The following is a 12903-nucleotide window of genomic DNA, read 5'->3' as shown; positions in this document are numbered from 1 at the left end:
GACGTCCTTGTTGTTAGAGGGGAAAACGACAAAAGCCCGTCGCGCACGACGGGCTTTTCATTTACTCGGCTACGTAACTGGGCGGCGCGACCCTGAAGGCTTTGGTCAGGTACGCCAGGTACAGCACCCCGAGGCTGGCCCAGACCCCACCAAACAGCAGTGAGTGTTCGTCGAGGTCGAGCCAGAGGATGGCGATGATGCAGAAGCCGATGGTCGGCATCACCAGGTACTTGAGCTTGTCGCCCAAGGTGCGGTTACAGCCTTCGCGCAGGTAGCAGTGCACGATCACCGACAGGTTGACGAAGCTGAAGGCCACCAGCGCGCCGAAGTTGATCACCGAGGCGGCGGTCACCAGGTCGAAGACGATCGCCGACAGCGAGATCAGGCCGACGATGACGATATTGATGACCGGGGTTTTCCACTTGCCATGCAGCTGGCCGAAGAAGCGCTTGGGAATCACGTTGTCGCGGCCCATCACGTACAGCAGGCGCGAGACGCTGGCTTGCGAGGCCAGGCCCGAGGCCATGGTGTTGATGATGGTGCAGCAGATGAAGATCGACTGGAACAGCTTGCCGCCGACATACAGGGCGATTTCCGGCAGGGCGGCTTCAGAATCCTGGAAGCGATCCATGTTCGGGAAGAACGACTGGATGTAGTACGACACGACGATGAACACCAGGCCGCCGATCAGGGCGATCAGGAAGATCGCGCGGGGGATGACCTTGTGCGCGTTCTCGGTTTCTTCGCTCAGGGTGGTGACCGCGTCAAAGCCCAGGAACGAGAAGCACAGGATGGTGGCGCCGGTGATCAGCACGTTCAGGTGGGTGTCGGCGCCCACGAAGGGCTGCAGGCTCCACGCCGTGCCCAGGCCTTCGCCGCTGTGCAGGCCACGGATGGTCAGGTAGATGAACACGCCGATGATGATCGCCTGGACGGCCACGAACAGGGTGTTGAAGTTGGCCACCAGGTTGATGCTGCGAATGTTGATCAGGCTCATGATCGTGACGAAGCCGACCACCCAGGCCCAGGCGGGCACTTCCGGGAACATCACCGAGAGGTAAAGCTTGGCCAGCAAAGCGTTGACCATGGGCAGCAGCAGGTAGTCGAGCAGCGACGACCAGCCGACCAGGAAGCCCACATGCGGATTGATGGCCCGGCGGGTGTAGGTGTAGGCCGAGCCGGCTTCAGGAAAACGGCGTACCAGGATGCCGTAGCTGACGGCGGTGAAGAGAATACCGATCAGGGCCAGCACATAGGCGCTGGGCACGTGGCCGCTGGTAATGCCGGAGACGATGCCGAAGGTGTCGAAGACGGTCATCGGGGCGATGTAGGCCAGGCCGATGATGACCACGTGCCAGAGTTTCAGGGTCTTTCTGAATTGCGCGTCCGGTGCTGAGCTCAGAACAGGTCCGTTGTTCTGCTGATGAGGTGCACTCGAGGGAACTGGCATGATCGTTGGTGCTTGCCCGTATGTGTTTGGAATTATTTTGGGGAGCCGTGAGGCAGGGGCAAAATAGAAAGAGTGCGGGAGGTGTGTCAATTAAATTTTTACAGTGTGTTTCCTGGGTGAGGCTGGATTTTGAGCCTTGGCCTTGTATTGCGTAGCTTTCAGCCTGGTTCGGCAATTGTTCGATGTTGATAAAAATAGACAGAAGGCCGATTAAAATCGATCTGCGTAGGAGCGGGCTTGTCCCGCGATTGCAGTCTGTCAGTCACATCGCATCGCGGGGCAAGCCCGCTCCTACAGAGTCCCCATTTGCGGATCAAGGCACCCCTGCAGCGCCTCGAGAAACACTGTCTCCGCCCGACTCATGCGCTGCTCGCGGTTCCACAGCAGATGAATATCCACATCGGCAATCCCTTCATGGGGCGGCAGCGGCCAGAGCAACCCGGCCTCGACATCCGCCGCCACCACATGCGCCGGCAGGCAACCGATACCGAAGCCTGCGACCACCAGGCGCCGCACTTCCTCCAGGCTCGGCGACGAGGCGACGATGCGCCCGCTGAAGCCCTGCTGATCACGGAAGATGGTCAGGGGCGAGAGCATCCCGCCGATCTGGTCGCTGGTGAAACTGACGAAGTTCTCGCGCTGCAGATCGCCCTCGGCGACATCGGCCTTGCCGAACAGGGCATGGTGCTTGCCGCAGAAAAAGCCATAGCGCTGGCGCAGGAACAGGCGCTGTTCCAGGCGCGGTTGTGGCCGGCGGTTCAGGCTCAGGCCCAGGGTCGCGGTCTTTTCCTGCAGGGCGCTGACGATGTCGGAGCTGCGCATCACGTCGATCTCCAGGTCCACCCGTGGGTGCTGGCGATGGAAGTCGGCCAGGAAACTGTCGAAACCCGGGGACTCGATCCGGCTGATCATCAGCAGCCGCACCTTGCCGATCACTTCGTCGGCCGGCTGCTCCAGCACGCTGCTGACCTGGGACATCTGCCCGTAGATTTCCCCGGCCAGGTGGAAGATCTGCTCGCCCACCTCGGTCAGGGCGAAGCGCGGGCCGCGGCGGGCGATCAACTGGCGGCCCAGCTGCTCTTCCAGGCGCTTGAGGGCCTGGCTGACCGCCGGCTGGGTCAGGTGCAGGCGGGCGGCGGCGCGGCTGATGCTCAGCTCCTGGCCGATCACCCGGAAGGTGCGCAGCAGGTTCCAGTCCAGACGGTCGTTGAGCAGGTGGTCGGGCATGGCGGGACTCGCTCGGTTAACTATAAAACATGCTTATAGTTCGAATAATAAATAGAAAATTGACTAATCATAGCCCCGGGCGAAAAATCCTTACACCACAGGCGCCACCCAGAGCGCCGCGAAAGCACCGTTCTCCTGCCAGAAAAATAATCAAAGGAGCCTGACCCATGCAGCCATCCGCTTCGCCCCAGCCACGCCGGGCCGCAGCCGCCGCCTTTATCGGCACCATGATCGAGTGGTACGACTTCTACATCTACGCCACTGCCGCGGCGCTGGTGTTCGGCGCCTTGTTCTTCCCCTCCGACGACAAACTGTTCAGCACCATGGCCGCCTTCGGCACCTTTGCCGTGGGCTTTTTCGCCCGGCCGCTGGGCGGCATTGTCTTCGGTCATATCGGCGACCGCATCGGCCGCAAGAAGTCCCTGGTGATCACCTTGCTGATGATGGGTGTGGTCACGGTGTGCATCGGCCTGCTGCCGACCTACGCGCAGATCGGTGCCACGGCGCCGGTGCTGCTGATCCTCTTGCGCATCGTCCAGGGCATCGCCGTGGGTGGCGAGTGGGGCGGGGCGGTGCTGATGGCCGGCGAGCATGCGCCCAAGGGTCGGCGTAATTTCTTCGCCTCGTTTGCCCAGCTGGGTAGCCCGGCGGGGTTGATCCTGTCGCTGCTGGCCTTCAGCGCGGTCACCCGCCTGCCCGAGGAAGACCTGATGAGCTGGGGCTGGCGCCTGCCGTTCCTGGCCAGTGCGCTGTTGCTGTTGGTGGGCCTGGCGATTCGCCTGGGGGTCAACGAATCGCCGGAGTTCCTCGCCAGCCGTGAGCAGGCCAGCAAGGCCAAGCGCAAGGAGCAGGCGCCGGTGATGGAAGTGCTGCGCACCGCCTGGCGCCCGCTGCTGCTGTGCATCGGCGCCAACACCCTGGGCATCGCCGGGGTGTATTTCACCAACACCTTCATGATCGCCTACAGCACCCAGCAACTGGCCCTGCCACGTTCGCTGATCCTTGAATGCCTGTTCGTGGTGGCGATCATCCAGTTTTGCATCCAGCCGGTCGGCGCCTGGGTGGCGGAGAAGATCGGTGCCACCCGATTCCTCTGCCTGGCCTCGCTGCTGGCCATGGCCTCGCCGTATCCGATGTTCGTGCTGGTCAGCTCCGGGCAGGCGCCGCTGATCATTGTCGGCATCGCCCTGGCGGTGGTGTGCATGGCGTCTTTCTATGCGGTGATCGCCGGCTACGTCAGCGGCATGTTCGAGACCCGCGTGCGCTACACCGCCATCTCCATGGCCTATCAGGTGTGCGGCGCGATCGCCGGTGGCCTGACCCCGCTGGTCGGCACCTGGCTTGCGCACAAGTTCGTTGGCCAGTGGTGGCCGATGGCGGTGTTCTACAGCCTGATCGCGGCGATCTCGCTGGTCTGCGTACTGGCCCTGGCGCGCCGCCACGCCGCCGCCCACCGCCTGGAAATGGCCTGAATCCTGACGATTGCTGGAGTACAAAGCATGTTGAAAAGCAATGGCGAACGCCTGTGGGCGAGCCTGATGGCCATGGCCGAAGTCGGCGCGACGGCGCGCGGCGGCAGCTGCCGCCTGGCCCTGAGCGACGACGACAAGGCCGGTCGCGAACTGTTCGCCCACTGGTGCCGCGAAGCCGGCTTGACCCTTAGCGTCGACCCCATCGGTAATCTCTTTGCCCGCCGCCCCGGCACCGACCCCGACGCTGCCCCGGTGATGATGGGCAGCCACCTCGACACCCAGCCCGAAGGCGGGCGCTTCGATGGCGTGTACGGCGTGCTGGCCGGCCTTGAGGTGGCGCGTCGCCTCAACGACCTGCAGATCCAGACCCGCAAACCGCTGGAGATCGCGGTGTGGACCAACGAGGAGGGCGCCCGCTTCACCCCGGCCATGTTCGGTTCGGCGGTGTTCACCGGCAGCATGAAACTTGAAGACGCCCTGGCGGTGTCCGATGCCGACGGCATCAGCGTCGCCGAGGCCCTGGCGCGTACCGGTTATGCCGGTCAGCGCCCGCTGGGCGGGGCGGTGGATGCCTATTTCGAGGCACATATCGAGCAAGGCCCGATCCTTGAAGACAACGCCAAAAGCATCGGCGTGGTCAGCGGCGGCCAGGCGATTCGCTGGCTCGACGTGCGGGTCGAGGGCATGGCCGCCCACGCGGGCACCACGCCGATGCCGCTGCGCAAGGACGCCCTCTACGGTGCGGCGCAGATGATCCTTGCGGTCGAGCAACTGGCGTGCGACTTCAGCCCCCAGGGCCTGACCACGGTGGGCGAACTGAGCATCGCCAAGTCGTCGCGCAACACCATTCCCGGCCTGTTGCAGTTCACTGTCGACCTGCGTCATCACCACGACAGTGCCATCGAGGCCATGGAACGACAGGTTGGCGAGCGTCTGCAGAGCATCGCCCGCCAGCGTGGCCTGAAGGTCAGCATCGAGCGCCACTGGGTCAGCCCGGCCACCCCGTTCGATGCCGACTGCGTGGCGGCGGTGCAGGCAGCGGTGGATGGCCTGGGTTATGCCCAACAGTCGATCGTCAGCGGCGCCGGCCATGACGCCATCCTGCTGGCCCGTTACTGCCCGACGGCGATGGTGTTCATTCCCTGCGTCGGCGGCCTGAGCCACAACGAAGCCGAAGACGTGCTGCCCGAGGACGTGCGCCAGGGTGCCGATGTACTGCTCAATGCCGTGCTGGCCCGTGCCGGCCGGGTCGAATAAGGAGAGCTCGATGCGCTGCTATTTTCATCCCGAACAACTGCTGCACCATCCGCGCAGCTACTATTCCCGCGGCCAGATGCGCACCCCGCAGGAAGTCCCCGAGCGTGCCCGGAATCTCTTGCAGGCCGCGAAAAATCTCGGTTTCGACATCCGCCAGCCGGAGGATGCCGGTCTGCAACCCTTGCAGGCCGTGCATGGCGCGCCGTACTTGGGTTTTCTCGAAGAAGCCCACCAGCGCTGGAAAGAAGTGCCCGAGGACTGGGGCGATGAGGTGATGTCGAACATCTTCGTCCGCGAGCCCAATGCCTTGCGCGGCATCCTCGCCCAGGCGGCGCGCTACCTGGCCGACGGCAGTTGCCCGGTGGGCGAACTGACCTGGCGTTCGGCCTACTGGTCGGCGCAAAGCGCGGTGGCCGGCGCCCGGGCGCTGCTCGACGGTGAGCCGGCGGCCTATGCCTTGTGCCGGCCACCGGGACACCACGCCCGCGCCGAAGCGGCGGGTGGCTTCTGCTACCTGAACAACGCCGCCATCGCCGCCCAGGTGCTGCGCGAGCGCCATGCCCGGGTGGCGGTGCTCGACACCGACATGCACCACGGCCAGGGCATCCAGGAAATTTTCTATGAGCGAGACGACGTGCTGTATGTCTCGGTGCATGGTGACCCGACCAACTTCTACCCGGGCGTCGCCGGCTTTGCCGACGAGCGCGGAAGCGGCGCGGGCGAGGGCTACAACCTCAACCTGCCCATGGCCCACGGCGCCAGCGAGGCGGACTTTCTTGCCGAACTGGATGTCGCCTTGAAGGCAGTGCAGGACTTCGGCGCCGAGGTGCTGGTGCTGTCGCTGGGTTTCGACATCTTCGAGCTCGACCCGCAAAGCAAGGTGGCGGTCACCCGCGAAGGCTTCGCCGCGCTGGGTGAGCGTATCCGCAGCCTGGGCGTGCCGTGTCTGATCGTGCAGGAGGGTGGGTATCACCTGGAGAGCCTGGAAGACAACGCGAAGGCGTTCTTTGCCGATCCTCAGGACTGGCACCTGTAACCGCTGCCGCCACACTACTTCCTGGCACACCGAGGCGGCCCGTTTGCGGCTGCTACGCAGCCGATCGCAGCCTCGTGCCTCGGCAGCGGCTACAGGGTGACGGCGCCTGCCCTGGCAGGTGTAGCCGCTGCCGCCAGGCTGCGATCGACCGCAAAGCGGTCGCCAAACCTGCCCCTGCGTGTCATCAGGTACATCGGGGTGACCGGATTACGGCTGCTTCGCAGCCGATCGCAGCCTCGTACCTCGGCAGCGGCTACAGGGTACGGCGCCTGTCCTGGCAGGTGTAGCCGCTGCCGCCAGGCTGCGAAGCGGCCGTAGAGGTATTGCGACTGCTGCGCAGTCGATCGCAGGCTTCGCCAGCTCCCACACAGGGGGTGGTTTACACCGAAACCCTGTGGGAGCCGGCAGCGCCGGCGATGGCCACTGAACGCCAATTTCCTGTAGATACAAGCCGCTGCCGCCACACTACTTCCTGGCACACCGAGGCAGCCGGTATGCGGCTGCTACGCAGCCGATCGCAGCCTCGTACCTCGGCAGCGGCTACAGGGTACGGCGCCTGTCCTGGCAGGTGTAGCCGCTGCCGCCAGGCTGCGATCGACCGCAAAGCGGTCGCAACCCAGGCACCCCCTTACCCCTGCCGCCCCGCATGCACCGCCACCCGCCCCAACAACCCCACCGCCCCGAGCAACGGCAAGCTCACCAGCACCAACGCATACCGCAACGATTCCTCCCCCCACCACGGCAGCAGCAAATCACTGAACACCCCCGTCAGCACCGGCCCGATACCCACCCCCAGCAAGGTACTGACAATGGTCTGCAAGGCCATGGCCGTACCGCGACGGCTGGTGGGCACCAGTTGGGTCACCAGGTTGTAGCAGGGCGCCACCCACCAGACCACGAAGAAGCTGTACAGCGCGCACCAGAGCATGGCCTGCGGAATCGGCACACCCGCCCATACGCCCAGGACCCCGGCCGGCCACAGCAGGTAGACCACCAGGGCGGCGAGGGCGGTGAGGTTGCCCAGCACCGGGATCAGGATCTGCCAGTGCGCACCCCGGTGGCTCAGCCGATCGTTGAGCCAGCCGGCGAACAGCCCGCCGATGCCGGCCGCCACGCCGCAGATGACCCCGGCCAATAGGCCGGCATGTTGCAGCGACAGGCCATGGGAGCGGATCAGAAAGCTGGTGTTCCACATGCCGATGGCATACGAACTCAGGGTGGTCAGGCCGCCGGCCAGGATCAGGCAGCGATAGGCCGGCAGGGCCCAGAGCGCCCGCGCTTCGTTACCCAGGCTCAGCGGCGGGGTGGCCGGTACGCTGCTGCGAAGGTCCCAGCGGCCGCGCAGCGGGTCGCGCGCCAGCGCCAGCAGTACGCCAAACACCAGGGCCGGCAGGCTCAGCGCAATGAACGCACTACGCCAGCCATGGTGCTCGACCACCCAGGCACCGATGCTCAAACCGATGATCGAGGAAAAGGTCGGCGCCGCCGTGAAGCAGCTGATGGCGAATGAACGCCGGTGCGGCGGGTACAGGTCGGCGATCACCGACAGCGAGGCCGAGGTGGTCGGCGATTCGCTCACCGCCACCAGCATCCGCGCAATGGCCAGCACCAGAAAGCTGCCGGCCAGTCCGCAGGCCAGGGTCGCCAACGCCCAGAGCAGGCACGACAGGGCCAACAGGCGCGTACGCGGCAGGCGGTCGACCAGGCGTCCGGCCGGCAAGCCGAGCACGGCATAGACCGCGGCGAAGGCCAGGCCCGAGATCAGCCCCATGGCCGTGTCGCCGACGCCGAACTCGGTCTTGATCGGGTCGATCATCACCGCCAGGATCTGCCGGCCGACGAAGTTGTCGGCAAACACCAGGGCCAGCAACAGCAACAAGCCGTGGCTGCGCCAGCCGACCCTGGTCGCCGGCAGGCCGTGCACGCCGACGTTCAACGCGGCGCCCACAGGTCCGGCAAACCGGGGTCGCTGACCACGATCAGGCGCTTGAGCAGCACTTTCAGCGCCTGGGCATCGGCAGGCCCGAGCTTGGCCGCCAGCTCTTCTTCCACCACCTTGGCCAGGGCCAGTTGCTGCAGCGAGGCTTCGCGGCCGTTGGCGGTGAGCACGAAGCGCCGGTGTTCGGGTTCGCCTTCGATGGCCACCAGGTTTTGCCGTTCGAGGAAACGCATGCTCGCCAGCGTCACTTCATGGCCGGTGTAGTTAACGAACGTGTTGATCTCGTCCAGGCTCAAGTTGTCGCGGATGCACAGCACCGAGAGGATGAAGAATGCCTGTTCGTCCAGTTGCTGGTTGTTCAGCAGCCGGCGCAGTTCGTTGAGCAACTGGTAGTGGGCGCGGCCCAGCAGGTAGCCGAGCAGGTCCTCGGTGTAGCTGCACTCCGGTGGCGGCGGGGTGGTGGCCAGGCGTAACTCATGGCGCGGCTTGCGCGTGGCCAGGGCGTACTGGCCGCTCTGGAAGGCCAGCGGTGCACGCTCGCTGTGGTCGAAGGCCAGCACCTCGCCGACGAAGATCACATGATCGCCGCCTTCATACTGGAAGGCCGTGCGGCACTGGAAGCGCGCGGTACAGTCCTGTAGCAGCGGCGCTTCGCTGACGCCGTTGTCGAACTGGATCTGGGCGAACTTGTCCTCGCCCTGGGTGGCGAAACGGCCCGACAGTGACTCTTGCTCGGTGGACAGCACATGCACGTTCCAGTGCTTGCCGCTGCTGAACACCGGCAGGCTGCGGGCTTTTTTCGACAGGCTCCAGAGCACCAGCGGCGGGTTGAGCGACACCGAGTTGAAGCTGTTGGCGGTGATGCCCACCGGCGAGCCGTCCTCGGCCTGGGTGGTAATGATGGTGACCCCGGTGGTGAAGGTGCCCAGCGCGGTGCGGAAGGCCTGGGGGTCGAAACCTGTGTTTGGCGTTGCCATGACTGACCTCATGGGATGGGATTTTCGTGTTGCCAGTATTGGTCGCGGCCCGTGCCGACACATCGTCTTAACGGACTAACGCTTTTGCCGGATTCTCGTCCGATCGGACGAGGCGCCAGCCCCCTGGGTACCGCTAGTGTGGCGCCAGCCACCACCCACCCGAGCCAAGGGGACCTTGATGAACGCAGCGAGCCCAATCCTGGATACACTGACGGGCCTTCTGGCCGAACAGAAGCAGGCCTTCAACACCGCCGGCGCCGTATCCGCCGCCACCCGCCGCCGACGCCTGCAGCAGGTGATCGAGCTGCTGGTGCGTCACCATGCCGAGCTGACCGAAGCCATCGACCTGGATTTCGGTGGCCGGCCCGCCGGTTTCTCATTGATGAACGACGTGCTGGGTGCCCTGGGCTCGCTCAAGCATGCCCGCGACCACCTCGAAGACTGGATGCAGGACGAGCGCCGCCAGCCATTCGCGCCCTACGACCTGCTCGGCGCCGAAGCCTGGGTGATGCACCAGCCCAAGGGCAGCGTCGGCATCATCGGCACCTGGAACGCGCCGCTGTACACCTTGCTCAGCCCGCTGGCCTCGGCCCTGGCGGCGGGCAACCGGGCGATCCTCAAACCCTCCGACGTGGTACCGCGCACGGCGCAGTTGCTGGAGCGCCTGTTCGCCGAGTCCATCGATCCGCTGGAGGTGGCCGTGGTCACCGGCGACTCTTCGGTGGCCAAGGTGTTCTCCGGCATGCCGTTCGATCACCTGGTGTTCACCGGCAGCACCGAGGTCGGTCGTTCGGTGATGCGCAACGCGGCGCAGAACCTGGTGCCCGTGACCCTGGAACTGGGCGGCAAGTCGCCGGTGATCGTCTCGCCCAGCGCCGATCTCGCGCGCGCCGCCTTCAGCATCGCGGTGGCCAAGGCCAGCAACGGCGGGCAGATCTGCATCAACCCGGACCTGGTCTATGTGCCGCAAGATAACCTCGAAGCCTTCCTCGCAGCCCTGCGCAGTGCCTATTCCGAGCTCAACCCGACCGTAGCCGGCAACCCGGATGTGGTGGCGGTGGTCAACCAGCGCCATGTCGAGCGCGTCGAAAGCTATGTGCAGGAGGCGCGGGCCCTGGGGGCGAGGGTGGAGTGCCTGCCCGAAGCCGTGCCGCTGGATGCCGCCGACCGTCGGCGACCGCTGCAGGTGGTGGTCAACCCGCCTCGCGACAGCCTGATCATGCGCGAGGAAATCTTCGGCCCGGCCATGGTGGTGCTGACCTACCAGCAGCTCGACCCGGTGCTGGCCGACATCAATGCGCGCCCGCGGCCACTGGCCCTGTACTACTTCGGCGCCGACCTGGACGAGCAGCGTCATGTGCTGGAGCACAGCCTGTCGGGCGGTGTGACCATCAACGAGGTGATGATGCATGCCGCTATGCACGATGCCCCTTTCGGTGGCGTCGGCGCTTCGGGCCTGGGTCATTACCATGGGCGCGAGGGCTTCCTCGAATTCAGCCACATGCGTACCGTGTTCAAGGCCCCGGCCCATGACCCGCGCCGTGAGTGGGGCGTGCTGCCGCCCTATGGCGATCACTACCTGGCGGCCATGACCGCCATGGTCACCGCCGACTGATAAGGTGATCCGCCCGATGCCCGACCTTCGACCCACTGCCCAGGACGTCCCCATGACCGAGCACATCCCAGCCAACACCCCCCAAGCCACCGAAGGGCCTGCCAGCTGGCCGCGGCGCAGCGTTCTCAAGGCTGGCGCCCTGGCGGCCGGTGTCGGCCTGCTCGGGCGTTTTGCCGATGCCCGCGCGGCGGGCCTGTCGGACCTTGACTATCAAGGCCTGGATGCCTGGGCCATGAGCGAAGCGGTGCGCAAGGGCGAACTCAGCGGCGAAGACCTGCTGGCGGCGGCCCTGGCGCGCTGCAGCGCGGTCAACCCGAAGGTCAAGGCGGTCAACATGCTGCATGAGGACTACGCCCGCGCCTTGCTCAAGCAGGGCGGCCAGGCCCAGGGCGCCCTGGCCGGCGTGCCGATCCTGGTCAAGGACCTCAACACCTACCTCAAGGGCACGGTCACCAGCAACGGCAGCCGCCTGTTCAAGGATGCGCCACCGGCCGCCCGCACCAGCACCCTGATCAGCCGCTACGAACAGGCCGGGGCGCTGCCGTTCGGCAAAACCACGTGCCCTGAGTTCGGCTTGACCACCACCACCGAGTCGCTGCTCTGGGGCCAGACCCGCAACCCCTGGAACCTGGAACACAGCGCTGGAGGCTCCTCCGGTGGCGCTGCCAGTGCGGTGGCGGCCGGCATCGTGCCGGTGGCCCATGCCACCGATGGCGGCGGCTCGATCCGCATTCCGGCGTCCTATTGCGGGCTGGTCGGGCTCAAGCCCAGCCGCTATCGCACGCCCAGCGGGCCGGGGCATTTCGAAGGCTGGTTCGGGGCCAGCGTCGGCAACGTGGTGTCGCGCAGTGTGCGTGACATGGCGCTGTTTCTCGATGTCGGCCAGGGTCACGAGCCGGGCAGCCCGTACTGGAGCGCGCCGCTGGCAAGGCCCTATGTCCAGGAACTGGAGCGCGAGCCTGGCAAGCTGCGGGTGGCGGTGGTGCGCCAGTCCCTGACCGGCACGCCGCTGGACCCGGCGATTGCCGCCACCCTGGAGCAGACCATCAAGCAATTGGCCGGCCTGGGCCACGAACTTGAAGAACTGAACCTGGCGGTCGATCCCCGGCAGATGTTCGGCGCCCATGGCACGGTGATCGGCACGGCCCTGACCACCCTGGTGCGCGATCGCGAGCAGGCGCTGGGACGGGCAGCCGCTGCCGGAGATCTGGAGAAGATCACCCAGGTCGTGCTCGAACGGGCCCGAGGTACCACGGGGGAGGGCCTGTACCGCGCGCGCCAGTCGTTCGAGCGCATCGGCGCGCTGATGGAAAGCCACTTCGAACGTTTCGACCTGATCCTCTCGCCGGTCACCGCCAACCTCACCCCGCGTATCGGCCTGTTGTCGCTGGACCAGGACTGGGACACCTATGCCCGCCATGCCATGGGCAGTGCCGGGTTTACCGCATTGGCCAACGTCAGCGGCCAGCCGGCGATCTCCTTGCCGTTGGGCTGGAGCCAGGAGGGGTTGCCGGTGGGCATGATGTTCACCGCACGCCTGGGCGGCGAGGATGTGTTGTTGCGTCTGGCGCGGCAACTGGAGCAGGCAATGCCTTGGGTGGGCAAGCGCGCGGTGCTCTGACTCAGGGCCGCATCGCGGGGCAAGCCAGCTCCCACAGTGGCCAGTGAGAGCTGGCGAAGCCTGCGATCGGCCGCGTAGCGGCCATGAAACTTGCCATCGCGATAGATCCACTAATAAACAATCTGTATGTAAATTAAATCCCTGCGCCGTTATTGTCGTTTGATTGATGCGCGGTTAATGGTTCGGGCTTGTCTGGTTGTTTGTATTGTCTGTTTATTGTGCTGGTTGTTTGTGTAGGGGATTTCCGGGCACGGCGGGTATTGATATTGAATTGATACAACATGAAACGTGTAAGTCGTTGATGCTGCT

At 65.4% G+C, this 12903-nt stretch carries 9 protein-coding genes; 5 read left to right on the top strand and 4 right to left on the bottom strand.

What is annotated here, in order from left to right; genetic code table 11:
• Nucleotides 1-61: 61 nt before the first annotated feature.
• On the bottom strand, nt 62-1450 hold the full coding sequence (locus tag ACIQUS_RS18110; protein WP_403049232.1) for an APC family permease: 1389 nt from the start codon (nt 1448-1450) through the stop codon (nt 62-64).
• 291 nt (nt 1451-1741) lie between these two features.
• Nucleotides 1742-2677: a LysR family transcriptional regulator gene (locus tag ACIQUS_RS18105; RefSeq protein WP_403049229.1), complete on the bottom strand. Its 936-nt coding sequence runs from the start codon at nt 2675-2677 to the stop codon at nt 1742-1744.
• A 167-nt stretch (nt 2678-2844) separates the two neighbouring features.
• On the opposite strand from ACIQUS_RS18105, the gene ACIQUS_RS18100 reads away from it, so the two are divergent.
• From ACIQUS_RS18100 to ACIQUS_RS18090, 3 genes are read left to right on the top strand one after another with little or no spacing between them, the layout of a single operon-like run.
• Nucleotides 2845-4149, top strand: a complete 1305-nt coding sequence (locus ACIQUS_RS18100) for an MFS transporter (RefSeq protein ID WP_403049226.1) — start codon at nt 2845-2847, stop codon at nt 4147-4149.
• A gap of 27 nt (nt 4150-4176) precedes the next feature.
• Nucleotides 4177-5406, top strand: coding sequence for a Zn-dependent hydrolase (locus tag ACIQUS_RS18095; RefSeq protein ID WP_403049223.1), 1230 nt, complete (start codon nt 4177-4179; stop codon nt 5404-5406).
• A 10-nt stretch (nt 5407-5416) separates the two neighbouring features.
• Complete coding sequence (locus ACIQUS_RS18090; protein ID WP_403049220.1) at nt 5417-6442, top strand: histone deacetylase family protein; 1026 nt, start codon at nt 5417-5419, stop codon at nt 6440-6442.
• A 628-nt stretch (nt 6443-7070) separates the two neighbouring features.
• Here ACIQUS_RS18090 and ACIQUS_RS18085 read toward each other — a convergent pair.
• Nucleotides 7071-8390 carry a spinster family MFS transporter gene (locus ACIQUS_RS18085; RefSeq protein ID WP_403049217.1) on the bottom strand — a complete coding sequence of 440 codons (1320 nt, stop codon included), beginning with the start codon at nt 8388-8390 and terminating at the stop codon, nt 7071-7073.
• A complete protein-coding gene (locus ACIQUS_RS18080) occupies nt 8375-9358 on the bottom strand; it encodes a flavin reductase (RefSeq protein WP_403049214.1) in 984 nt (327 codons plus the stop codon). The genes ACIQUS_RS18085 and ACIQUS_RS18080 overlap by 16 nt, the downstream gene beginning before the upstream one ends.
• 178 nt (nt 9359-9536) lie before the next feature.
• On the opposite strand from ACIQUS_RS18080, the gene ACIQUS_RS18075 reads away from it, so the two are divergent.
• Nucleotides 9537-10973: a coniferyl aldehyde dehydrogenase gene (locus tag ACIQUS_RS18075; protein ID WP_403049211.1), complete on the top strand. Its 1437-nt coding sequence runs from the start codon at nt 9537-9539 to the stop codon at nt 10971-10973.
• A gap of 52 nt (nt 10974-11025) precedes the next feature.
• On the top strand, nt 11026-12594 hold the full coding sequence (locus ACIQUS_RS18070; RefSeq protein WP_403049208.1) for an amidase: 1569 nt from the start codon (nt 11026-11028) through the stop codon (nt 12592-12594).
• Nucleotides 12595-12903 lie beyond the last annotated feature (309 nt).

The sequence above is a fragment of the Pseudomonas sp. NPDC090755 genome, from assembly GCF_044769005.1.
In the GTDB taxonomy this organism is placed as follows: domain Bacteria; phylum Pseudomonadota; class Gammaproteobacteria; order Pseudomonadales; family Pseudomonadaceae; genus Aquipseudomonas.
The sequence above is the reverse complement of the archived record's forward strand: the minus strand, read 5'-3'. Positions and strand labels throughout refer to the sequence as shown.

What these genes read in the sequence shown, in the direction of transcription:
- ACIQUS_RS18110 (WP_403049232.1), bottom strand. Translation starts at nt 1,450, where the DNA reads ATGCCAGTTCCCTCGAGTGCACCTCATCAGCAGAACAACGGACCTGTT.
- ACIQUS_RS18105 (WP_403049229.1), bottom strand. Translation starts at nt 2,677, where the DNA reads ATGCCCGACCACCTGCTCAACGACCGTCTGGACTGGAACCTGCTGCGC.
- ACIQUS_RS18100 (WP_403049226.1), top strand. Translation starts at nt 2,845, where the DNA reads ATGCAGCCATCCGCTTCGCCCCAGCCACGCCGGGCCGCAGCCGCCGCC.
- ACIQUS_RS18095 (WP_403049223.1), top strand. Translation starts at nt 4,177, where the DNA reads ATGTTGAAAAGCAATGGCGAACGCCTGTGGGCGAGCCTGATGGCCATG.
- ACIQUS_RS18090 (WP_403049220.1), top strand. Translation starts at nt 5,417, where the DNA reads ATGCGCTGCTATTTTCATCCCGAACAACTGCTGCACCATCCGCGCAGC.
- ACIQUS_RS18080 (WP_403049214.1), bottom strand. Translation starts at nt 9,358, where the DNA reads ATGGCAACGCCAAACACAGGTTTCGACCCCCAGGCCTTCCGCACCGCG.
- ACIQUS_RS18075 (WP_403049211.1), top strand. Translation starts at nt 9,537, where the DNA reads ATGAACGCAGCGAGCCCAATCCTGGATACACTGACGGGCCTTCTGGCC.
- ACIQUS_RS18070 (WP_403049208.1), top strand. Translation starts at nt 11,026, where the DNA reads ATGACCGAGCACATCCCAGCCAACACCCCCCAAGCCACCGAAGGGCCT.